Below are 22272 nucleotides of genomic sequence, written 5' to 3'. Positions count from 1 at the left end.
ATCTGAGCTTTATAAGTCGGACACGTCGGGGAGGACGTCATGACGATGCAGACCAGCGGCCATGTCGATGCCTTCACCCGCGAGCATTTGCCCGCCGCCGCCGACTGGCCCGATTTCCGCTTCGACCTGCCGCAACTGACCTATTCGGATCGCTTGAACTGCGCCGCTGAACTGCTTGATGCCAATATTGAAAACGGGCTTGGCGACAAGACCGCCATTTATTCGGCAGCGCGAAATATCAGCTGGTCAGACTTGCGCGCAGACGCGAGCCGGATCGCCCATGTTCTGGTGACGGATATGGGTCTGGTGCCAGGCAATCGCGTCCTGCTGCACGGTGCCAATTCAATCGAGCTGATCGCCAGCTGGTATGGCGTCATCCTGGCGGGCGGTGTCGCGGTGATGACCATGCCGATGCTGCGCGCCGGCGAGATCGCCAAGGTGATCGCCAAGGGCCAGGTCAGCCACGCCCTGTGTGATGCCGCGCCGGTGGCTGCGGTGCGCGAAGCGGCGGTGCAGGAGCCTGTCCTCGACCGCATCGCCTGCTGGGGGCCTGGGGGCGATCTTGCGGACGCCATGGCGACCAAGCCAGTCAATTTCCAAGCCGCCAACACGGCGCGCGACGATATCGCTTTGCTCGCCTTCACCTCGGGCACGACCGGCGAGCCAAAGGCATGCGCCCATTTTCACTCCAGCGTTCTGGCAATGGCCGACACCTTCGCAGCCAGCGTGCTGAACCCCGACCCTGACGAGATTTATCTCGGAACACCGCCCTTCGCCTTCACCTTCGGGCTGGGCGCATGCGTCGTGTTCCCCGCCCGTGCAGGCCTCGCGGCGGCCCTGCCCGACCGGCCCGGTTTTGAAGCGCTGTGCGAGACAATCGAGCGCTTCGGCGTCACCACACTGTTCACCGCGCCGACCGGATATCGGGCGTTGATGGGCTTGTGGGAGCGTTTCGACCTCTCCAGCCTGCGCAAGGGTGTTTCGGCTGGCGAGCACTTGCCGGCAGCAACATCGGACGCCTTCCACGCGTTGAGCGGTATCCGCCTGATCGACGGCATCGGGGCGACGGAGATGATCCATATCTTCATTTCCGCCGCTGGCGCCGATGTCCGGCCCGGCGCGACGGGCAAGCCTGTGCCGGGCTATCAGGCGCGGGTGGTCGGCGACGATGGCAACCCGGTGACGGACGGCGAGATCGGACGATTGGCGGTCAAGGGCCCGACGGGCTGTCTTTATCTCGACGACAAACGCCAGAAAACCTATGTCCAGAACGGCTGGAACATTACCGGCGATCTCTATCGCCGCGATGGCGAAGGCTATTTCTGGTATGTCTCTCGCGCCGACGATCTGATCGTCTCCTCCGGCTATAATATCGCCGGACCAGAGGTCGAGCAGGCCTTACTTCAACACGAGGCGGTGCTGGAGTGCGCGGTTGTCGGAGCGGCAGATGTTGAGCGCGGCACCATCGTCAAGGCCTTCATCGTCTTGGTCGAGGGGCAAGACGGCGGGCCGGAACTGGTGAAAGCATTGCAGGATCACGTCAAAGCCGCCATCGCCCCCTATAAATACCCACGGGCGATTGAATTTTTGACCGCACTGCCCAAGACCCAGACCGGGAAGATTCAACGTTTCAGACTTCGCTAGCTTGGTATTAGGCTCGCTGCGAATCCGATGATTGGGAAGGAAGTCCGCTATGCGCCAATTCTACGTCTTCATCAAATGCGAGTTGGGGCACACCTATGATGTTGCCGCCTCGCTGGTCGACAAGCTCGATGAAGCGCCGATGGTGCATTCCATCTCTGGCGCGTTTGATTTGCTGGCACATTTCGGGATCGAGGATGATGGCGATATCGGTCGTTTCGTGAACGAGAAAGTCCAAACCATCCCCGGCATCAAAGATACCCAGACCATTATCTGTTTCAACGCATTCACGCGCGATCGCGGTCTCGGCTGACGCCAGGGCTCGCCGTGCCCATCGGGCTTATTTCTCATGCATTTTGGTGTTTTCGACCTGTTCAAAATCGGCGTCGGACCGTCCAGTTCCCACACGGTCGGGCCGATGCTGGCAGCGCGGCAATTCGTTGAACGCGTGATCGAGCGCAATGGCGAGGCGGCGATTGCACGTCTTGAGGCCGAGCTTTATGGCTCGCTCGCCCTGACAGGGCTTGGCCACGGCACCGACAAGGCGATCCTGCTCGGGCTTGAGGGCTGCGATCCGTCTCAGGTCGATCCGGCTGAGATTCCGGCGCGGCTGGAGCGGATCCGCAGCGAACATCGGCTCAATTTGCCCGGCGGCCGAAATATCGAGTTTTCAGAGCGGCGCGATCTGCAGTTTCGCGGCGATATCCGCCTGCCCTTCCACTCCAACGCCATGAAGTTCCGAGCCTTGGCAAACGATGAGACCGTCCTGCTCGAGGAAATCTGGTATTCGATCGGCGGTGGCTTCGTGATTGACGAGCACGAGGCTGGCCGCAATTCCGCCGCCGACGTCAAGGAAGGCGAGCCCTACCCGTTCGACTCCGCCGCGGAATTGCTGGTGATTGGCGAGCGCGAAAACCTCTCCATCTTCCGCATCATGCTGGCCAATGAATGCGCCTTTCGCACCGAAGCCGAGGTGCATGCCGGGATTGAGACGATCTGGCGCACCATGGAGTCCTGCATCGATCGTGGCTTGCGCGAAGACGGCATCCTGCCCGGCGGGCTGAAGGTCAAGCGCCGCGCGCCGAAACTCTATCGTGATTTGATCGGCGAACAGACTGACCCGGCCGATGATCCGCTGGTCGCGATGGACTGGATCAATCTGTGGGCGATGGCGGTCAATGAGGAAAACGCCGCCGGCGGCCGCGTCGTCACCGCACCCACCAATGGTGCTGCCGGTATCATCCCTGCCGTGGCACGCTATTTCGACCGCTATCACCGCAATCCCTCCGACCATGAAGCGCTGCAGCGTTTCTTCCTCACGGCGGCGGCAATCGGTGCGCTCTACAAGAAAAATGCCTCGATTTCCGGCGCTGAAGCGGGCTGTCAGGGCGAGGTTGGCGTTGCCTGTTCAATGGCCGCCGGGGCGCTGGCTGCAGCGATGGGTGCCAATAACGCCCAGATCGAGGATGCGGCCGAGATCGGCATGGAGCATAATCTCGGCCTGACTTGCGATCCGGTCGGCGGACTGGTGCAAATTCCCTGTATCGAGCGCAATGCGATCGGCGCCATCAAGGCGATCGATGCGGCACGCCTGGCACTGAGGGCGACCTCGGCTGACATGAAAGTCTCACTCGACCAGGTGATCGAGACAATGCGTCAGACCGGCGTCGACATGCAGGAAAAATACAAGGAGACCAGCCAGGGCGGTCTCGCGGTCAATGTTGTGGAATGCTGATGGTGCTGGTGATTCCGTCGCGTACCACGGTCAAGTCTGCCGCCTGCGACCCGTCGAAGCTTTCAATCAGATAGTTCGCGACGCTGCATTTCGGATTCTCCTCGGTTACGATCATGGATTGCCCCGACAGCGCGGTGACCTGATCGCCCAGTCTCAGGCCCGCATTGGCGGGCGCTGACCCATCGAAAAGCTGGACCACCTCTACCTGGTCACCAATGAGGGCGAGCGAGTAGCCGGGCTCCTCGCGGGCCGACGCGGGCACATTTCGCACCTCGAGCAGGAATTGCTCGCCTGGATAATCCATCGTCGCGACATAGGAGGAAAGCACCCCGTAACCCACCAGCGTGGGGGGAACAGCGCGCGACGTTGCGCGGACCGCGCCGAGCGAGTCGTGACCTAAACGGAAGTTCTGCAGGGTGAACCAGGTCAAGGCACCGGCTTCACCCCGCCCGCCGGCGGATTCGCCCTCAAATCCGGTTCCGTTGACAATCGTGTCGCGCGGGATTTCCTGCTGAACTGAGGCCGTCTCGGCCACCTCGCTGAACAGCGTCACCCACGCCGAATTACCTGTATCAAACAAAGCCTTGTCTGACACATCTCCGACCGAATAATCGATGATCGGCGCGTGCGGATAGCCAAAATCATAGAGGTGGGTGGTCACGACCGGGTTGATCGGAGCCATCTCATCGAGGCTTGCCGCGAAGGTCAATTGCCGGGCTTCGGTATCGACCCGCCAAGCGCTGCCAGGAAAGAGTTCGGAGCCCAGTATGCCCGCACTCACCAGACAGGCGCCCATATCCAGGCCGCTGAAATCATGGATCAGGACTGGAACGTCGTGAAACACGGCCGTGCCAAGGGTCAGCGTGTCGAGGATGGCGAAATCCATCGTGATCTCCGTGCCGTTGGCATCACGCCCGGTATTTTGCGCCACTACTTCCAAGCCCAGGGATTCGGCGAATTCGCGCGACAGGACGGTCGGAGATCCAGTATCGAGGATGAATTCGGAAGTCTCGCCGTTCGCTGAGGCTTGCACGAAGAGGATGTTTCCCCGAGGCTCGAGCGGCACCGCGGTCACCGGTGTTGCCCGCTCGATCCTGATCGGCGCCGCTAGAAGGCGTCCGAGGTCGGCGTTTTGGGCCGAAGCCGGGGCCGCGACCATTGCCCAGCAGAGGAATACACCGAAAGCCCTGATCATTTGCTTTTGCCTCACCCGGTTGGCGCTTCGCGCTCCGGTCGGGCGAATATCACCCCTCGCTGACCGGAGATGTTTGCCGAGTTTAGCATCTTGTCTCTGGCGTGCGAACCCTTTGGACGGAGCCAGGACGCTCAGCGCGGCCATGGGGACGACCTCGGCGGACATGAAGGTCTCACTCGACCAGGGTATCGAGAGCATGCGCCGAACCGGCGTCGACATGCAGGAAAATACAAGGAGACCTGCCAGGGCGGTCTCGCGGTCAATGTGGTCGAGTGCTGAGGCCGGATCAGGCGTCTTCCCCCAGTTCCTGAACTTCGCGCCCGTCGGAGAGCGTTTCGGCACCGGAGACAACAACTCGCTCGCCAACCTCGATGGCGCCGGAAATGGCGATATAGCCATTATCGCGCACTCCGGCGATGACCGGGATCTGATGCGCGATATTCTCGGCATCTACCGTGAACACAAACGCACCGTTGGCGCGAAGGATCACCGCGTCATAGGGCGCGGCCAATTGCGTGCGTGGGGTTTCGGCGGGAAAAGCGGCGCGCGCTGCTGATCCGACAATCCAGTCTGAGCCGGCCAGATCAATGCGGACTTCAAAAGTGCGCGACACCGCATCGCCAACCGGGATGATGGCGCGGATCGGCGCGCTGGTGCTGAGGCCCTCGCCCATCGTCAGCACGACCTGCTGGCCAAGGCTGAGATAGGGCGCAATGGCAACGGGTGCCTGGGCAACCGCTTCCTTGTGATCAATATCCACCAGCCGGGCTATATCGCGGCCCGGCGCGGAGAGTTCGCCGGCCTGGATCAGGCGTTCCACGACGCGGCCAGCAAAGGGGGCGAGGATCCGGGTGCGTTCCAGCTCCAACTCGGCGCGCGACACGGCGGAACGCGCCTCGCGGACATCCTGCACCGCCAGATCGCGGGCCAATTCCACCTCACGCAGGCGCGTTGGCGGCACGGTGCCATTGCGCGCCAGGCTTTCAAAACGCGTCGCTTCGGCCGCTTGATATTCGCTGTTCGCCGCAGCGCGGGCCTGACGTGCCCTCGCCTCGTCCAGGGCAATGTGGGCCTGACGATCATCCATCTGCGCGATCAGACCACCGGCCTCGACCGTGTCGCCCGCTTCGGCAATGAAGGTGATGCGGCCGGAGGCCTCTGCCGCGATACGGGCATCATTGCGGGCCACGACACTGGCGGGCGTGGTGATGGTGCGCGCCATGTCCCGTTCGACAATGGTCGCACTGCGCACGACCGCTGGCGGCGGGGAGGTCTGGGCATGAGCGGGCATTGAAGCGAAGACGGTCAGGGCAAGGCCGACAAGCGCCGCGCGGGATTGAATGGAGATCGACATAAGATGGTGTCCTTGTGGCTCGGTCTATTCGGCCGGAGCCAGGGCGGGTTGGGCGATACGGGCTTGCTGACGGCTCTCGCCAAGCCTGAGCAGGCACGGAATCAGGATCAGGGTGAAGATCAGGCTGACGCTCATGCCGCCAACGATTGCCGCGGCGAGTCCGCGATAGATCGCACTGCCGACGCCGGGCACCAGCAGGAGCGGCAGCATGCCCAACAGGCTGGTCATCGTGCTCATGAAGATCGGCCGCAGGCGCATGCGCAAGGCCTGATCCACGGCATCACGGCGCGTCATGCCCTCACGTTCGGCTTGGCGGGTCTGGTCGACGAGCAGAATGGCGTTGTTGATCACCAAGCCAAGCAGAATGACAAAGCCCATCATCGTGAGCAGGTCGAGCGGCTGGGTGACCCAGATATTGAGAATCTGCAGCATGACCACACCGCCGACCCCGGCCAACGGCAGAGAGACAAGAACCAGAGCGGCATCGCGCAGCGAGCGGAACATCCCGGCCAGGATCAGGAAGAGGATGACCAGCGCCATCGCCATATTGGTCGCCATGGTGCGTTTGGCGCGCTCGAGACTATCGGCACTGCCGCCATAGGTGATGGAACCATCATCGGGCAAGGCCGCGCGAATGGCCGGCTCGACCTCATTCTGGATCACCGTGAGGATTTCCTCGAGCGACTGACCCTCGGGCTGATTGACATTGATGGTGATGGTGCGGCGACGGTTGAGGCGCTGGATACTGCCCGGCCCCACTTCCTCACGCACCTCCATCAAATCGCCCAGCGGGACGACTGCACCGGAAGGTGTCGCGATCGGCAGGCCGGCGAGCTGGTCGGGCGTGTCCCAACCGACTGCGCGCAGGATCACATTCATGCGGCTATCGCCATCGAAATACTCACCGATGAACTGGCCATCGCCGAGCATGGCGATCATGCCGGCCATGTTGCGGCGGGCCCAACCGGCTTCCTGGATGCGGCGATCATCGGGGATCATGGTCAGGCGCGGCTGATTGGCCTCGGTCGGCGGATTGGAATTGATATTCACGCCGGGAAAGCGGGTCCGAAGAATGCTCAGACCGGCCTCAACCGCGCGCCCTTGGGCCAGCGCGTCGGAGGACTGGACATTGATCTGGATATTGCCGCCTTGGGCGAAGCCACCGAACAAATCGCCCTGTTGGGCAAAACCGATCACGTCGGGAATCCCGGTGATAATCTCCTCGCGCACAATGCGTTCCAGCTCACCGACCCGGCTCTGGTCAATGACGCGGATGCCGGCCGTTGCGCCACCGCCACCGGGGAAGGTCCCGAAATAATAATTGCGCAGCGCCGGCTCGCGTTCACCGGACATATAGGGCGCCAGACGTTCAATAATCGTGGCGGCCACTTCGCTCTCGACCCAGTCCATATTGGAGCCGGGGGGGAAGATGAAGAATGCATCGACTGCATCGCGCTTGACGGGCGGCAGATAATCCATTTGCGGACGGATGAACCAGGTCAAGGCCAGCGGGATAACAATCAGGCCGACAATGATGACGAGGCGTCGTTTCGGAGAATCGCTGACAAACAGCACGCTATCCGCGACCCTATTCAGCATCCGCTGCCGGGTCGGCGTCTTGCGGTCGCGGATCCAGTATTTGGCGGCCACCGGCAGGATGGTCACGGCGACGATCATCGAAATCGCGACACCGACGGCGATGGTGATCGCAAGGTCCGCGAAAAGCTGACCCTCGACATCGCGGATGAAGATAATCGGCAGGAAGATCGCCACCGTCGTGATGGTGGAGGCGAGCAATGCACCCCAGACCTGGGTCGCGCCCTTTTCGGAAGCGGTGTCGGGATCTTCACCCCTCTCCCGGCGCCGGATGATGTTTTCCAACACGATAATGGCGGCATCCATCACCATGCCCGTGGCGAAAGCCAGGCCGGCCAGCGAGATGACGTTCAGGGAGCGGTTGAACAGGAAGAGGACGATCAGCGTCGACAGCAGCGAAACCGGAATGGCGAGCGAGATGATCAAGGTTGCCCGCGGTCGCCGCAAGAACAGCCAGAGCCCGAAAATCGCAAGCCCGATTCCGAGCAGAAGATTGGTGCGCAACAAATCGATCGCCCGCATGATGAAGACGGATGCGTCGAAGGATGGCGCCATCACCAGCTGTTGCTGGGCGAGGACATTGGCATTGATATCGGCGACTTCGGCTTTCACGGCATCGAGCGCGGCGAGCACATTGGCCCCGGCCTGACGGCGCACCTCAATCCCCATCGCCGGATTGCCGTTTTGATAGGTGAAATCCGTGCGCTCGCCATAGGCGATCTCGACCGTGGCGACATCACCCAAGCGTACCGGATTGCCATCACGCCAGACGATGACCAGCTGGTCCATCTCGCCAGGCTGGAATTCCCCCTCGAAGCGCATCTGGTAGGAGCGCCGTCCGATTTCCGCATTGCCGCCAGAGACATTCTGATTATTGGCGATGGCGGCGGAGATTTCCGGCAGCGTCACGCCCAGCGCGGCGGCGCGGTAGGGATCAACCGTGATCTGTAATTCCTGCGGCCGCTGGCCCCAGCCAATCTGGACACTGGCAACGCCCTGGATCGATTCCAGACGCGGCACGATCTGGTCTTCCACCAAGCTTGAATAATCGCTGATCGTATTGGGATTGCCCGGCAGTGCCTGAACGAAGAACCAGATCAGGCTTTGCTGGGCATCACCGCCGAAACTGCCGATATTCGGCCCGACGGCGTCGCGCGGGAGAGGCGGCAATTGCGACAGGCGATTGGAAATCTCGATCGCCGTCTGCGTCATGTCGGTTTCAAGCGCGAATGTCAGATTGATGAAAGCGGCGCCCTCGCCGGCAAAGACGCGCATCTCTTCCATGCCGGCCAGGCCGGCGAGAACCTGTTCCTGCGGCTCGATAATTTCCGATTCCATCTCCTCCGGCGAGGCGGAGCGCCAGAAAGTCGAGATATTGACCTGCGGCTGCTGCGTATCGGGAAAGAGCTGGATGGGCAGGCGCGTCAGGGCGACCAGACCGAGCAGGACGATCAGGGCAATGCCGACGAAAACGGCAGCCGGATTATTCAGTGACAGGCGTGTAAGTGGCATGTGCGTCTCCCTCGCACCTACCTCATATCACAGCCTTTTGATCGTGAAATTAAACCTTGCTAAGGCGGCTCACGCTCTGGTGAACCGCCTTAACTCAAGGAAAGGTCAAGCCGCTTCGTGCTTGAGAAGCGTGTCGGAGACGGAGTATTTGGCCTCGGTCTGCTGTGCGACCAGATCCAACGACACCTCCGGTGCCAGTTCGATCAGCACCAGGCCGTCGGGTGTGACATCGAACACGCCGAGCGTGGTGATGATGCGATCGACGCAGGCTTGGCCGGTCAGCGGCAGCGAACACGCCTTGAGCAGTTTGGATTGCCCGGCCTTGTTGGCGTGGTCCATGATCACGACGACGCGCTTGACGCCGGCAACCAGATCCATCGCCCCGCCCATGCCCTTGACGAGCTTTCCCGGGATCATCCAATTGGCGATATCGCCGCTTTCCGACACTTCCATCGCGCCCAGGATCGACAGGTCGATATGGCCGCCACGGATCATCGCGAAACTGTCGGCCGAGGAAAAATAGCTCGTGCGGCGCAGCTCGGTGATCGTCTGCTTGCCGGCATTGATCAGATCGGCATCGACCTCGTCGTCAAAGGGGAAAGGCCCCATGCCCAGCATGCCGTTTTCCGACTGCAGGGTGACGTCGATATTTTCGGGGATATAGTTGGCAACCAGGGTCGGGATGCCGATCCCGAGATTGACGTAGAAACCATCTTCCAGCTCAAGCGCGGCGCGCCGCGCCATCTCGTCACGTGACCAGGCCATTATGCTGTCTCCCTCTGGCGAACGGTGCGCTGTTCGATCCGCTTTTCAAACGAGCCGACAAACAGGCGCTGGACGAAAATGCCCGGCGTGTGGATGTGGTCGGGATCAAATGAACCCAGCTCGACGATTTCCTCAACCTCGGCGATGGTCACCTTGCCGGCGGTCGCCATCATCGGGTTGAAATTGCGCGCCGTCTTGCGGAAGATCAGATTGCCTTGCGGATCCGCCTTCCAGGCCTTGATGATGGAGACATCAGCGGTCAGCCCGGTTTCCAGGATATAGGTCTCGCCATTGAACTGGCGCGCTTCCTTGCCCTCGGCGATCAGCGTGCCAACGCCGGTCTTGGTGTAGAAGCCGGGAATGCCGGCACCACCGGCGCGGATGCGTTCGGCCAGCGTGCCTTGCGGGTTGAATTCCAGCTCAAGCTCTCCGGCGAGATATTGCCGTTCGAATTCCTTGTTCTCACCGACATAGGACGAGACCATTTTCTTGATCTGCTTGGCATCAAGCAAGACGCCGAGACCGAAGCCATCGACACCACAATTATTCGAGATCACCGTCAGATCCTTGACTCCGGTCGCGTGCAGCGCAGCAATCGAATTTTCCGGAATACCGCAGAGCCCAAAGCCTCCAGACATCACCGTCATTCCATCAAAGACCAGACCGTCCAGGGCGGCCTTGGCATCGGGAAATACTTTTTTCATGCGGACCTCGGTCGTAAGTTGATACTCGGTTCATGTTTATATCGCAGGCGCAGCATAATACTAGGGGCTTGCCTCGGGTTCGGGAATGGCAGGACGCCGCGCATCGATCTCGATGGCCAGCGCCCCCCCGAAAAATACGGCATAGGCCGACCAGTAAATCCACAGCAGAAAGACGACAAGCGCGCCCATCGAGCCATAAATGCCGAAATCCAGCACACGGCTGACATAGATGGAAAACCCCTTGGACAGACCCAGCCATAGCCCGCACGACACCGCCGCCGCAATCAATGACGGAACCCAGGCGACCGCATGCTCGCGCCGCCGCATCGTCATGTGGTAAAGCAGCGTCAGCGCCGCGAACATCGTGAAGCCTGTCGCCGACCATTCATTGATAACCGAACGGATATCCAGCGGCTCCAACCCGAGCGCTTCGAACAGCTGCCGCATGAAAACCGGGATCACCAACACCGCCAAATTCGCCGCCGTGACCAAGGCGCCACCGATCAGCAGCGAGGTGATGGCGAGAAAGTTGAAATGGATCACATTGCGGATATCGCGATCTTCGGCGAGGTGATTGAGACCGGCGATCAGGGCCTTGGCGCCGCGTGCGGCCGCAAACAGGGCGATCAGCAGCGCAACGGCACCATTGAACGACAGCGCCGTGATCGGCGCTTCGGTAATCCGGCCGATCTGACCCATCACAAAGACCTGCGCGCCATCGGGCATGATCTCGGCGAAACGACCGATCTGGGCTTCGGCCTCGGCGGTAGAGAAGGCCAGGCCATAAATCGAGATTCCCAGCGCAATCGTCGGGAACAGCGCCAGCATGCCAAAGAAAGACACACCGCCGGCAAACAGCATCACATCACGCGCCATGGAACGGCTGACCGCCGCGATAACGATCTCCAGCCAGACCGGCAGAACGATCTTGGTTTTTAACAAGCGCTTGATTGATTTCAGCATGGTGGCAGGAATAGGTCCGATTAACAGGGTATCGGTGCCTAATACGCCAAGATCGCGTTTTGCGCACCCTTGCAGTGAGGAGAGATCATGTCATTCGGCAAAGCCGTCGATCTGTTGCGCCTGGCGCGCATGGCCAGCGGTCATGTCGGCATCACGCTGAGTGAGATCGAGACCGAATTTGGCGTCGTCCGCCGCACGGCCCAGCGCATGACCGACGCCCTTGGGCAAGCTTTCCCGGACACTGAGGACTATGTCGATTCGGACGGTCGCAAGCGCTGGCGCGTGCCGCGCCGGCGGGTGGCCGAATTCTTCGCACCAACGCCGGACGAAATCGCGACGCTGGAACTGGCATGCACCACGCTGGAACATCAGGGCCTGCCGTCGGAGGCCGGGCGGCTGCGCTCCTTGCGCGAAACCATCAAGATCCTCACTCCGGACAAGCGCCATGCCCGGCTCGAAGCCGATGAAGAGGCCCTGCTCGAGGCGATGGGTCATGCCGCCCGTCCCGGCCCGCGCCCCGCCAACGACCCAGTTGTCGACGCCGCGATTGCCGAAGCGCTCAAGGGCCCCTTCGCACTCGATATTCTCTATCGCGGCCGTCAGGACGCGGCCGCGACGCAGCGCCGGGTCGAGCCCTATGGACTATTGCTGGGCGCGCGCCGCTATCTGGTTGCTCGCGATCCATCCAAGCCCGACGGCCAATTGCGTCATTATCGCGTCGAAGACATCGAACGCGCCGACGTTACCGAAGACTGGTTTGGCCGCCCGGAAACCTTCGACCTGGAGGCCTATGCCCGACGCGCCTTTGGCGTGTTCCAGAACGAGGCCGAGTTTGGCGAGGTCGTCTGGAAATTCACCGCCCGCGCCGCGCCGCACGCAGCGCGTTTCCGTTTCCATCCCGACCAGACCAGCGAGGTGCTCGATGACGGCTCGCTGATCGTGCGCTTCTTCGCCTGCGGCTATCTGGAAATGTGCTGGCATCTCTATGCCTGGGGCGACCAGGTCGAAGTGCTGGCCCCGCCCGCCCTCACCGCTTTAGTCGCCAACCACCGGCGCGATGACTTTCCCGGCTTTCCCTGACCCGGTCTTCTCTAGGCCGTCAGCGTATCGCGATGCGCACCAGATCGGCAGGCAACCAGGATGGCATGGAATGGCCGTCGGCAGCACTCATGGCCAAGCGATAGCCCTTGTGCAGATAGCGGCAGACCGAACGCAGGTCTTCCACGTGCAGGCAGCTGATATCATCGCCGGGCTGTTGCATGCGGAAATAGCCGTCGCGAAAACGGTGCGGGGCCATTGAGCGCAGCGCGCCGCCGGCGCCCTCGACATAGGCATTGATTGCGATTGCCATGATTGATCTCCATCCGATTGGCTCGTTGGAAATCATCATGGCTTGCGAAGGCGACAAAAACGGTCACCCCAAAAACCGGTCACTGCTTATCGCGATAGAGCGGCCCAAAAAGTGAGACGCCGGTCGTTGGGGGCGACCGGCGTCTCGGGGCATTCGTATTGCTACGAAGAGAAGCGGACTTGCGAGGGACAAGAGTGTCCGCTGATCTCGAGGATGAGGATGCAATTTGGGCGCTGAACCCGGTATGAACGCATTCAGTCATCTTCGTGGCGGCTCAAATACACACCTGTTTCAACCGCTTACCTTCCAATCTGCGAGCACAGCCTCGCGATCAGCGCCGGGCTTCGGCGCCGCGCCCTGGATCGCGCCCGGGGTACGCGAAAAGCGTGGTGCGGGCGCCGCCTGCCGCACGCCGTCGATCTTGGTATAGACGCCGCGTTCCGCCATGTGGGGATGCAGCGGTGATTCCTCGTAATTGAGCACCGGCGCGAAACAGATATCCGTCCCTTCCAGCAAGGCACACCACTCATCGCGCGTCCGGCCCAGAAAGATTTCCGCCAATCGCGCCCTCGCCGCCTCCCAGCCGTCACCGGTCCAGCTGGCTGGCATCGTGGCCGGGTCGATTTTGAGCAGCTCCAGCATCAACGCATAAAATTGCGGCTCCAGCGGCCCGATCGAGACATGCTTGTCGTCGCTGCAGCGATAGACGCCATAGAAGGGCGCGCCGCCATCAAGCAGGTTTTCGCCGCGCCGTGTATGCCACAGGCCCATCGCCGCGAGCTGGTGCTGCGAGGCCATCAGCGATGTGGCTCCGTCAACGATGGCGGCGTCGACAACCTGGCCCTCGCCGCTGGCACGGGCGTGCAGCAGACCAGCCAGGACGCCGAAGGCGAGATACATCGCACCGCCACCGAAATCACCGACCAGATTGAGCGGTGGGACTGGTGTGTCAGGCGTGCCGATAGCGTCGAGCGCCCCTGTCAGGGCGATGTAATTGATGTCATGCCCGGCCGCCTGCGCGAGCGGGCCGGTCTGGCCCCACCCCGTCATGCGGCCATAGACGAGGGCCGGATTGAGCGCGAAGGCGGCATCGGGTCCAAGCCCGAGCCGCTCCATCACGCCGGGACGAAAGCCTTCGATCAGAATTTCGGCCTTGGCGATCAGATCACGGCAGATTGTCAGATCACCGGCATCCTTCATATTCAGCGAAATCGAACGTCGGCCGCGCGCCAGCACTTCCGCGGCACCACCGCCATGCGCGCCAGGCCGGTCGATCCGCACCACATCGGCGCCCATATCGGCCAACATCATTGCGCAGAACGGGGCCGGGCCGAGCCCAACAAATTCCAGCACTTTAACGCCTTTTAGAGGTCCTTGCGCTTTCATGGGGCTTCCTTGCGAATCGTCGGTTTTGAAAGCGTGGCACTTGTGACAAACTCAAGAAACACCAAATCATCGGTGTCTGCGGCAGGGGGACGCATGGGGCGCGAACTGAATGTCCTGTTATTCGCGATGACCGACCGTGTGGACGGTCTGGGCCGCGAGCTCGAATCCTATGGCTTGCACGCCCGTGTCGTTCGCGCCGATTCACCGCCGGCGCGCCAGCCACGCGCTTGGGCCTGCAGCATCATACTGGCCGAATCCAACCGCGATGTCGAAGACGGGCTGAGCGCGGTTCAACGCTTCGCGCCAGGCCGCCGGCCAGTGATCGTTGTCCATCCTGATGCCCTGGCCGCCAATGACTCGGTAGATTCCTGGATTCGCGAGCCGACCTTGCCGGTCCAGATCGCTGCGCGGGCCCGCGCCCTCTCGCGCCTGCATGCGATGGAGGAAGTCGCCAAGCGACGCACCGCTGTCACCGCGCTCTATGGGGATCGAGGCCGCAATCTCGACCCGGTCGATCCCACGCCTTGCGTGCTTTATGTTGGCGATGCCTCGCCGCGCTTCATGGCCTTGCAGCATATCCTCAAGGATGCCGATGCCGAGGTGATTGGCGCGTTTTCATCCTATTCCGCCTTCGATTATCTGCATGAACGGCCGTTCGACGCCGTCGTACTCAATGCCGCAGGCAAGCGCGACACAGCCTTCACCATCTCCTCGGCAATGCGGCGCAATGCGCGGCTCTATCACACGCCAGTCCTGCTGCTCGACAGCGAAGACGGCAGCCAGAACGCCGAAGAGGCCTATGCCCGCGGCGTCTCCGACATAATTTCACCGCGCACGAGTGACGTGGAAATGCGTGACCGCATCCTCGCCCTGGCGGCGGAACGCCGGCGTCGCCGCCGCGCCAAGTCGGCACTGGAAGGCTGCCGCGAACCGCGCACGCTCGACATCGAGACGGGCCTGTTTCATGCCGGCTTCATCACCTCACACCTGCAGGATTTGATTCACGCCGCAGCCCGCGACGAGATCTCGCTCACCGTGCTGGCCCTCAAAGCGGTGGCGCCACTGGGCGTGGACCAGCCCGATGCGGCCTCGACCGAAAAGGCGATCCGGCAATTTGCCGCGATGCTGCGCCATTTACTGCGCACCGAGGATGCCGCCGCACGGATCGATTCCGATACATTTCTGGCCATTCTGCCCTTCACCGATCCGGCCGGCGTCGACTGCGTTGCGGCCCGGGTCGCGGCGATTGCCGAATGCACCGCTTTTGAAAGCGAAAACCCGCTGCAACCCTTCCGGCTCGGCATATTGTCAGTCTCGGTCGAGGTTCAACCTGACGAAACCGCCGAAGCACTGATCGAACGCACGGTGCGCCAACTTCACCGCAATGATCCGATGGCGGCGAACGCCTAAGCTGCCGTTTCAGCCAGTTTGCGCGCCCGCACAGCCATATCGGCGAGCGGTGCCAGTGCGCGCTCTACCGCACGCAATCGGTCATCCGGCGCATCCCATTCGGCCCGCAGTACCAGCTTGTGGTCAGGGCGAACCTTGAACAGGCCCTGATTCTTGGAGATGTGCTCGACCAGGCTCATCGGATCGATGAATTTGTCTGCCCGGAAATGGATCACGGCGCCCTTTGGCCCCGCATCAACCTTCTCAACGCCAGCGCGTTTGCAGAGCGTCTTGACCGCGACGACCCGAAGCAGAGTCTCAACTTCTGACGGCAAGTCACCGAAACGATCAATCAATTCGGCAGCAAAACTCTCGCGATCCGTCTTGCTGTCGAGCGAGGCCAGGCGGCGATAGAGCTGCAGCCGGACATCGAGGTCGGCGACATAATAATCCGGGATCAGAACGGCCCCGCCGGCATTGATCTGAGGCGTCCACTCGCCCTCCTCATGCTCCTCACCACCTTCGCGCAAGGAGGCCACCGCCTCCTCGAGCATGGACTGGTAGAGCTCTACCCCGACATCCTTGATATGGCCGGACTGTTCCTCGCCGAGCAGATTGCCACCGCCACGCAGATCGAGATCGTGCGAGGCTAGGGTAAAGCCGGCTCCGAGCGCGTCGAGGGAGTGGAGGACTTTGAGTCGCTTCTCGGCCCCGTCTGAGAGCTTCTGATGGGCCGGTGTCGTCATATAGGCGTAGGCGCGGGTCTTGGAGCGTCCAACGCGTCCACGCAGCTGGTAGAGCTGTGACAGGCCGAAACGGTCAGCCCGGTGAACGATCAGCGTGTTGGCCGTCGGGATATCAATCCCGGACTCGATGATCGTGGTTGAGAGCAGGACGTCATACTGGCCTTCATAGAAGGCCGTCATGATATCCTCCAGCTGCGTCGCCGCCATCTGGCCATGCGCCGCCACAAAGGAGACTTCGGGCACGGATTCGCGCAGGAAGATGATGATCTCCTCCAGATCGCTGATCCGCGGCACCACGAAGAAGGCTTGGCCGCCGCGATATTTCTCGCGCAGCAGGGCTTCGCGGATCGAAACTGTGTCGAAGGGGGCGATATAGGTGCGCACCGCGAGGCGGTCGACCGGCGGTGTCGCGATGATCGAGAGATCGCGAATACCGGTCAAAGCGAGCTGCAGCGTGCGCGGAATCGGGGTCGCCGTCAGCGTCAGGACGTGCACGTCGGCGCGCAATTCCTTGAGCCTTTCCTTGTGCTTGACCCCGAAATGCTGCTCCTCATCGACGATCAGCAGGCCGAGATCGGAGAATTTGACGGTCTTGGCCAACAGCGCATGCGTGCCGATCACGATCTCGACCTTGCCGTCGCGCAGCTCGTCCTTGGTCGCATTGGCCTGTTTGGTGCCGACGAGGCGCGATAATTGCCGCACCTTGACCGGCCAGCCGCGAAAACGGTCGGTGAAGGTCTTGAAGTGCTGGCGCACCAGCAGCGTGGTCGGGGCCACCACCGCCACCTGACGCCCGCTCATCGCGACCACGAAGGCGGCGCGCAGTGCGACCTCGGTTTTGCCGAAACCGACATCGCCGCAGATCAGCCGGTCCATCGGCCGTCCGCGCGCCAGATCACCGAGCACATCCTCGACCGCATTGAGCTGATCATCGGTCTCGGCAAACGGGAAGGCGGTACAAAACTCGTCCCAAGGGCCATGTTCCGGCGTGATCGGATCGGCAGTACGGGCCAGGCGTTTGGCGGCAATCTTGATCAACTGATCGGCCATGTCACGCAGGCGCTTCTTGGCTTTCGCCTTGCGCGCCTGCCAGGCGACGCCGCCGAGCTTGTCGAGCTGGGCCGTGTCGCTATCAGCGCCATAGCGCGACAGCAGCTCGATATTCTCGACCGGCAGGTAGAGTTTCGAAGCGCCGGAATATTCCAGCTCGAGGCAATCATGCGGTGCGTCCTGCACCGGCAGGGTTTTCAGCCCGATGAAGCGACCCAGCCCGTGATCGGCATGGATCACCAGATCGCCCGGCGATAGCGCCCCCGCCTCGACGATGATGTCGGAGGATTTGCGCCGCCGGCGTGGCCGCGCCAGCCGGTCACCGAGAATGTCCTGCTCGGAGAGGATGGCGATGGTCTCGGTCTCGAAGCCGCGCTCAACCGGCAGGATCGCTCGCAGCACAGCTTTTGGCGGGGCCTTGGCGACCTCATCCCAATGCTCGACCGCGATGATCTTGCCGACACCATGATCGCCCAGCACCGAAGCAAGACGATCCGACGCGCCAGCGCTCCATGAAGCGAGCACGACGCGCTTGCCCGATTTGACCAGTGCTTGGACATGCCGGGCGGCGGCATCGAATACATTGGTGTTTTCGGCGGCCCGCTCGGCGGTAAAGATCCGGCCCTGCTTGCCGCCAACATCGATCGTTTGAGGCCCAGCCTCATTAAACGCGGTAAAGCGGCGCACGGCGCGGCCGGCCAAGGTCTTGGCCCACTCTGCCTTGGCGAAATAGAGCTGGCTGGGCGGCAAAGCGCGATAGGTCGGCGCTGACAGGCTGGACTGGTGGGAGGACTGGCTCGCCTCTTGGCGGGCATCGAAATAATCGGTGACCTGTTTGGCGCGCTCGGCAAAGGCATCATCGGCGAGATGGTCAATCGCGATCAGGGCCGTGTCGGGCAGATAATCGAACGCCGTTGCCAGCTGATCATGAAACAGCGGCAGCCAGTGTTCGACCCCGGCTGGCCGGGCCCCCGCGCTGACGGCTTCATAGATCGGATCGCCACCCTTGGCAGCGCCAAAACTGCGCACGAAAGCGGCGCGGAAGTGCGAGATGCTGGCTTCGTCGAGCAGAACTTCGCTGACCGGGTTGAACTCGATGCTCTGCAATTGCCGCAAGGAGCGCTGGGTCTCCGGATCGAAGGAGCGGATCGATTCCAACGTATCGCCGAAGAAATCCAGCCGTACCGGTTCCGGTGCACCCGGCGGATAGACATCAATCACCCCGCCGCGCACGGCATAATCGCCAGGCTCGGTCACGGTAGCGGCGCGGGCATACCCGTTGATGGTGAAATGCTGTTTGAGTACCTCGACATCAACACGATTGCCTGGCCGGGCGATGATCCCGGCCAGCGCCAGCACATCCTTCGGCGGACAGCGCTGGGCCATCGCATTGACCGTGGTGACGATCAGACAGGTTTCCGGCAGATCGCCGGAGGCGAGCCGCGCCAGGGTTGCCGCCCGGCGTGCCGCCACACGCGGCGATGGCGAAATGCGGTCATAGGGCTGACAGTCCCAAGCCGGCAGGCGCAGGATTTCCAGGCCCGGCGCGAAGAATTGCAGTTCCGCGACGAAGGCGGCCGCGCGGCTGTCATCGCGCGCAATGAAGACATTGACGCCGCGCCGCAGCCGCGCCGTATCGGCAAAAACCAGCGCATCCAGACCTTCCGGCGCGCCGCAAACAGTGGCGGTGCCCTGAACCCGGGCGATCATCTCAATTTCGGACATCTAGCCAGTTTTCACTTCTGGTGGGGCTTCAGCGCTTGGGGCCGTCGCCAAAGGCGGCGTCGCGATCAACACGGAAACGCTTGAGGGCAGTCATGACAGGCGTATCAAACGCCGGCGGTGTTGGCGCACTGCCGATGACCCAGCTATAGATATCGGCATCGAGCTGGTCGAGCAGTGTGTCGAAATCGGCGATATCGGTTTGTGACATCGTTTCAAGCGCTTGGTCGGCATAGCGGCCAAGGATCAGATCAGCTTCCTTAAAGCCACGCCGCCAGGCCCGGATGCGAAGTTTCTTGCGGCGGTTCTCGAGTGTTTCGGTCATGGTGGCGGATATAGTCCGGGAATGAAGCCGCGTCGACCAGTGGCAGATGCAGAACTTGGCGATAGAGTGCAAAACGATGCGACCCGAGATTCTCTTCCCCCTGTTCCAGGACGTGATCGTTCTGCCCGGTATCGGCCCGAGACTGGCCGCGCTGCTGTCCAAGGCCGCCGGGCCGCGCGTCAAGGATGTGCTGTTCCAGCTGCCCACCGGCTTGGTTGACCGTAGCCAGACCACCTCCATCGCCGAAGCGCCTGACGGGCAGATCGTCACCCTGACCGCCAAGATCGAGGAACATTTTCCCAGCTCACGCCAGGGCAAGCCCTACAAGGTGCGGCTGTTTGACGGCACGGCCTTTTTGCATCTGGTCTATTTCCACGCCCGCCGCGAATATCTCGAAAAACTCCTGCCGGTTGGCGAGACCCGGATCGTTTCCGGCCGGGCCGAACGTTTCGGCTCGGAAATCCAGATGGTGCATCCCGATCTGATCATGAGCGAGGAGGAGGCCGCCGACACGGCCCTGCTCGAACCGGTCTATCCCCTCACCGCCGGCCTGACCGCGAAGGTGATGCGCAAGGCTGCCGCCGGCGCGCTCAGCCTGCTGCCCGTCATCCCAGAATGGCAGGATGAGGCGCTGTGCATCGAGCACACCTGGCCGGACTTCAAAGGCGCGATGGACGAGGCGCATCACCCGCAAACCGCCGCCGAACTGGAGCCCTTGCATCCGGCCCGCGAACGACTGGCCTTCGATGAATTGCTCGCCCACCAGCTGGCGCTGCAATTGGCGCGGGCGCGCCGCAAGGCGCAGCCAGGACGCAGCCTCGATGGCGACGGGACCAAGACCGGTGCCGTTCTGACCAATGCCCCCTTCAAGCCGACCGGAGCCCAGGCCCGCGCCTATGAGGAAATCCGCGCCGACATGGCCTTGCCCTCGCGCATGACCCGGATGCTGCATGGCGATGTCGGGGCCGGCAAAACATTCGTCGCCGCCCTCGCCGCCGCCAAGGCCGCCGAATCCGGTTGTCAGACGGCGATCATGGCGCCGACCGAAATTCTCGCACGGCAGCACGCCAAGACTCTGGCTGAACTGCTGGAGCCGGCCGGGATGAGCGTCGCCATCCTCACCGGGCGCGACAAGGGCAAGGGCCGCGCTGAGATCCTCGAACAAATGCGCACCGGCGCCGTCGATGTCATCTGCGGCACGCATGCGCTGTTCCAGGACGGGGTCGAGTTTGCCGATCTCGCCCTGGTCGTGATTGACGAGCAGCATCGCTTTGGTGTCTCCGACCGGATGCGGCTCACCGCCAAGGGCCATCGCCCCGACACGCTGGTGATGACCGCCACCCCGATCCCGCGCACGCTGGCTCTGGCCGTCCATGGCGATCTCGATGTGTCCAAGCTCGATGAGAAGCCCGCCGGCCGCATTCCGCCCGATACGCGTCTGGTGCCGATGGAGCGGCTCGACGATGTGATTGAAGGCGTACGCCGCGCGATATCCAAGGGCGACCGGGTTTATTGGGTTTGTCCGCTGGTGGAGGAATCGGAGGTTTCCGAGCTTTCAGCCGCCGAGGACCGCTGGCGGCATTTGCGCGCCGCGTTCGGCGATGAGCGGGTCGGACTGATCCATGGCCGCATGAAAGCCACCGAAAAGGAAAGCGTCGCGACCGCTTTTCGCGAAGGCAAGATGGATGTGCTCGTCGCCACCACCGTGATCGAGGTCGGCGTTGATGCGCCCGATGCGACAGTGATGATTATCGAGCATGCCGAGCGCTTTGGCCTGGCACAATTGCACCAGCTCCGTGGCCGGGTCGGGCGCGGCGAAAAGCCCTCCTCCTGCCTGCTGCTCTATAAGGGCCCGATCGGCGAGACGGCCAAGGCGCGGCTGGAAATGATGCGCGAAACGGATGACGGCTTCGTCATCGCCGAGGAGGATTGGCGCCTGCGCGGCGCCGGCGATCCGCTGGGCTTGCGCCAGAGCGGCTTGCCCGATTTCGCGCTAGCGAAGCTGGAGGCACACGGCCATCTGATCGCCCTGGCGAATGATACCGCCAAGCTGGCGGTCCACCGCGATGCCGAATTGACGACCCCTCGCGGCGAGGCGTTACGCGTCCTGCTCTACCTGTTCGAACAGGATCGTGGCATCCGCCTGCTTAAATCAGGCTAAACGGCAGGATCGGGCGCACCGGCGACTTCCGGCGGCAGCGTGTCACGGACGGTTTTGGGCAACCGGTCCGAAGTGACCATGCCGAAGGAAATGATCAGCTTGGCCGCCTCCTCCACCGTCATATCGATTGGGATGGTGTTGGCGCGCGGAGTGTAGAGCAGGAAGCCCGAGGTCGGATTGGGCGTCGTTGGAACGAACAGGCCAACGACATCATCACCAATCGCCGCCTCCAGCGACCCGCGCCCTTCCGCCGATACGAAGGCGACGACATACAGCCCCTTCATTGGATATTCGATCAACACGACTTCCTTGAAGGAGTTGGCTTTGCCGGAAAAGACGGTCTCGACGATCTGTTTCAGCGCACCATAGACATGGCGCACCAGCGGTACGCCATCGACCAGTCGCTCACCCATCGAGATCAGGGTGCGGCCGAACAGATTGGCGGCCAGCGCGCCAACGAAAGTCAGCAACACGACAGCAATCACGACACCCAGGCCGGGAATGGTGAAATCGCCGGGCAAATAGCTTTCCGGATTATAGCGTGCCGGAATTAGCGGTTTGACGACATTGTCGACGAAACCGACGAAGCTGATGATCAGAAAAAGTGTGACGCCAAGCGGGGTCGCGATGGCGATTCCGGTCAGAAAGCTATTGCGAAGCCATCGAAACATTGTGTG

At 62.1% G+C, this 22272-nt stretch carries 17 protein-coding genes; 6 read left to right on the top strand and 11 right to left on the bottom strand.

The window, feature by feature from the left end; genetic code table 11:
- Positions 1-39 precede the first annotated feature (39 nt).
- Genes AAC029_RS05850 through AAC029_RS05840 form a run of 3 tightly spaced genes read left to right on the top strand, consistent with a single transcriptional unit; the run spans position 40 to position 3376 of the window.
- Positions 40-1644 (top strand): AMP-binding protein, encoded by a 1605-nt coding sequence (locus tag AAC029_RS05850; RefSeq protein WP_339745042.1) that lies wholly within the window; start codon positions 40-42, stop codon positions 1642-1644.
- 49 nt (positions 1645-1693) lie between these two features.
- Positions 1694-1954: an Lrp/AsnC ligand binding domain-containing protein gene (locus AAC029_RS05845; protein WP_339745040.1), complete on the top strand. Its 261-nt coding sequence runs from the start codon at positions 1694-1696 to the stop codon at positions 1952-1954.
- Between the two features lie 36 nt (positions 1955-1990).
- Positions 1991-3376 carry an L-serine ammonia-lyase gene (locus AAC029_RS05840; protein WP_339745038.1) on the top strand — a complete coding sequence of 462 codons (1386 nt, stop codon included), beginning with the start codon at positions 1991-1993 and terminating at the stop codon, positions 3374-3376.
- Here AAC029_RS05840 and AAC029_RS05835 read toward each other — a convergent pair.
- The 6 genes from AAC029_RS05835 to AAC029_RS05810 all read right to left on the bottom strand — a co-directional run bounded on the left by AAC029_RS05835 (position 3357) and on the right by AAC029_RS05810 (position 11465).
- Positions 3357-4736 (bottom strand): aspartyl protease family protein, encoded by a 1380-nt coding sequence (locus tag AAC029_RS05835; protein WP_339745036.1) that lies wholly within the window; start codon positions 4734-4736, stop codon positions 3357-3359. The two genes, AAC029_RS05840 and AAC029_RS05835, sit on opposite strands and share 20 nt — an antisense overlap.
- A gap of 121 nt (positions 4737-4857) precedes the next feature.
- On the bottom strand, positions 4858-5925 hold the full coding sequence (locus AAC029_RS05830) for an efflux RND transporter periplasmic adaptor subunit (RefSeq protein WP_339745033.1): 1068 nt from the start codon (positions 5923-5925) through the stop codon (positions 4858-4860).
- A 24-nt stretch (positions 5926-5949) separates the two neighbouring features.
- The gene (locus AAC029_RS05825) at positions 5950-9033 is read right to left on the bottom strand and encodes an efflux RND transporter permease subunit (RefSeq protein WP_339745031.1); all 3084 of its coding nucleotides are present in this window, start codon (positions 9031-9033) and stop codon (positions 5950-5952) included.
- A gap of 105 nt (positions 9034-9138) precedes the next feature.
- Positions 9139-9798 carry a CoA transferase subunit B gene (locus tag AAC029_RS05820; protein ID WP_339745026.1) on the bottom strand — a complete coding sequence of 220 codons (660 nt, stop codon included), beginning with the start codon at positions 9796-9798 and terminating at the stop codon, positions 9139-9141.
- Positions 9798-10502, bottom strand: coding sequence for a CoA transferase subunit A (locus tag AAC029_RS05815; protein ID WP_339745023.1), 705 nt, complete (start codon positions 10500-10502; stop codon positions 9798-9800). Before AAC029_RS05815 ends, AAC029_RS05820 begins: the two co-directional genes overlap by 1 nt.
- Positions 10503-10562: 60 nt before the next feature.
- On the bottom strand, positions 10563-11465 hold the full coding sequence (locus AAC029_RS05810) for a YihY/virulence factor BrkB family protein (RefSeq protein ID WP_339745021.1): 903 nt from the start codon (positions 11463-11465) through the stop codon (positions 10563-10565).
- 87 nt (positions 11466-11552) lie between these two features.
- Here AAC029_RS05810 and AAC029_RS05805 point away from each other — a divergent pair, with 87 nt between their 5' ends.
- Positions 11553-12545, top strand: a complete 993-nt coding sequence (locus AAC029_RS05805; protein ID WP_339745019.1) for a WYL domain-containing protein — start codon at positions 11553-11555, stop codon at positions 12543-12545.
- A 19-nt stretch (positions 12546-12564) separates the two neighbouring features.
- Here AAC029_RS05805 and AAC029_RS05800 read toward each other — a convergent pair whose 3' ends face one another.
- Both AAC029_RS05800 and AAC029_RS05795 read right to left on the bottom strand, forming a co-directional pair.
- The gene (locus AAC029_RS05800) at positions 12565-12816 is read right to left on the bottom strand and encodes a hypothetical protein (RefSeq protein ID WP_339745017.1); all 252 of its coding nucleotides are present in this window, start codon (positions 12814-12816) and stop codon (positions 12565-12567) included.
- 291 nt (positions 12817-13107) lie between these two features.
- Entirely contained in the window at positions 13108-14202 is a 1095-nt protein-coding gene (locus tag AAC029_RS05795) for a CaiB/BaiF CoA-transferase family protein (RefSeq protein WP_339745014.1), read from the bottom strand.
- A gap of 93 nt (positions 14203-14295) precedes the next feature.
- Here AAC029_RS05795 and AAC029_RS05790 point away from each other — a divergent pair, with 93 nt between their 5' ends.
- A complete protein-coding gene (locus AAC029_RS05790) occupies positions 14296-15612 on the top strand; it encodes a hypothetical protein (protein ID WP_339745012.1) in 1317 nt (438 codons plus the stop codon).
- Here AAC029_RS05790 and mfd read toward each other — a convergent pair.
- Together mfd and AAC029_RS05780 are read right to left on the bottom strand one after the other, a co-directional pair.
- A complete protein-coding gene (gene mfd, locus AAC029_RS05785; RefSeq protein ID WP_339745009.1) occupies positions 15609-19112 on the bottom strand; it encodes a transcription-repair coupling factor in 3504 nt (1167 codons plus the stop codon). The two genes, AAC029_RS05790 and mfd, sit on opposite strands and share 4 nt — an antisense overlap.
- A gap of 28 nt (positions 19113-19140) precedes the next feature.
- Entirely contained in the window at positions 19141-19434 is a 294-nt protein-coding gene (locus AAC029_RS05780; RefSeq protein WP_339745007.1) for a succinate dehydrogenase assembly factor 2, read from the bottom strand.
- Positions 19435-19510: 76 nt separating this feature from the next.
- Here AAC029_RS05780 and recG point away from each other — a divergent pair, with 76 nt between their 5' ends.
- On the top strand, positions 19511-21595 hold the full coding sequence (recG, locus tag AAC029_RS05775; RefSeq protein ID WP_339745005.1) for an ATP-dependent DNA helicase RecG: 2085 nt from the start codon (positions 19511-19513) through the stop codon (positions 21593-21595).
- Here the strand turns inward: recG and AAC029_RS05770 are convergent.
- The gene (locus AAC029_RS05770) at positions 21592-22266 is read right to left on the bottom strand and encodes a DUF502 domain-containing protein (protein ID WP_339745003.1); all 675 of its coding nucleotides are present in this window, start codon (positions 22264-22266) and stop codon (positions 21592-21594) included. The genes recG and AAC029_RS05770 overlap by 4 nt on opposite strands.
- Positions 22267-22272: the final 6 nt, after the last annotated feature.

Origin of the sequence: uncultured Maricaulis sp. (assembly GCF_963975345.1) — a bacterium.
Taxonomy (GTDB): Bacteria; Pseudomonadota; Alphaproteobacteria; order Caulobacterales; family Maricaulaceae; genus Maricaulis.
The sequence above is the reverse complement of the archived record's forward strand: the minus strand, read 5'-3'. Positions and strand labels throughout refer to the sequence as shown.

Coding starts and splice junctions, on each gene's coding strand:
- AAC029_RS05800 (WP_339745017.1), bottom strand. CDS start 12,816: ATGGCAATCGCAATCAATGCCTATGTCGAGGGCGCCGGCGGCGCGCTG.
- AAC029_RS05780 (WP_339745007.1), bottom strand. CDS start 19,434: ATGACCGAAACACTCGAGAACCGCCGCAAGAAACTTCGCATCCGGGCC.
- AAC029_RS05825 (WP_339745031.1), bottom strand. CDS start 9,033: ATGCCACTTACACGCCTGTCACTGAATAATCCGGCTGCCGTTTTCGTC.
- AAC029_RS05770 (WP_339745003.1), bottom strand. CDS start 22,266: ATGTTTCGATGGCTTCGCAATAGCTTTCTGACCGGAATCGCCATCGCG.
- AAC029_RS05795 (WP_339745014.1), bottom strand. CDS start 14,202: ATGAAAGCGCAAGGACCTCTAAAAGGCGTTAAAGTGCTGGAATTTGTT.
- mfd (WP_339745009.1), bottom strand. CDS start 19,112: ATGTCCGAAATTGAGATGATCGCCCGGGTTCAGGGCACCGCCACTGTT.
- AAC029_RS05820 (WP_339745026.1), bottom strand. CDS start 9,798: ATGGCCTGGTCACGTGACGAGATGGCGCGGCGCGCCGCGCTTGAGCTG.
- AAC029_RS05835 (WP_339745036.1), bottom strand. CDS start 4,736: ATGTCCGCCGAGGTCGTCCCCATGGCCGCGCTGAGCGTCCTGGCTCCG.
- AAC029_RS05850 (WP_339745042.1), top strand. CDS start 40: ATGACGATGCAGACCAGCGGCCATGTCGATGCCTTCACCCGCGAGCAT.
- recG (WP_339745005.1), top strand. CDS start 19,511: ATGCGACCCGAGATTCTCTTCCCCCTGTTCCAGGACGTGATCGTTCTG.
- AAC029_RS05810 (WP_339745021.1), bottom strand. CDS start 11,465: ATGCTGAAATCAATCAAGCGCTTGTTAAAAACCAAGATCGTTCTGCCG.
- AAC029_RS05815 (WP_339745023.1), bottom strand. CDS start 10,502: ATGAAAAAAGTATTTCCCGATGCCAAGGCCGCCCTGGACGGTCTGGTC.
- AAC029_RS05840 (WP_339745038.1), top strand. CDS start 1,991: ATGCATTTTGGTGTTTTCGACCTGTTCAAAATCGGCGTCGGACCGTCC.
- AAC029_RS05790 (WP_339745012.1), top strand. CDS start 14,296: ATGGGGCGCGAACTGAATGTCCTGTTATTCGCGATGACCGACCGTGTG.
- AAC029_RS05845 (WP_339745040.1), top strand. CDS start 1,694: ATGCGCCAATTCTACGTCTTCATCAAATGCGAGTTGGGGCACACCTAT.
- AAC029_RS05830 (WP_339745033.1), bottom strand. CDS start 5,925: ATGTCGATCTCCATTCAATCCCGCGCGGCGCTTGTCGGCCTTGCCCTG.
- AAC029_RS05805 (WP_339745019.1), top strand. CDS start 11,553: ATGTCATTCGGCAAAGCCGTCGATCTGTTGCGCCTGGCGCGCATGGCC.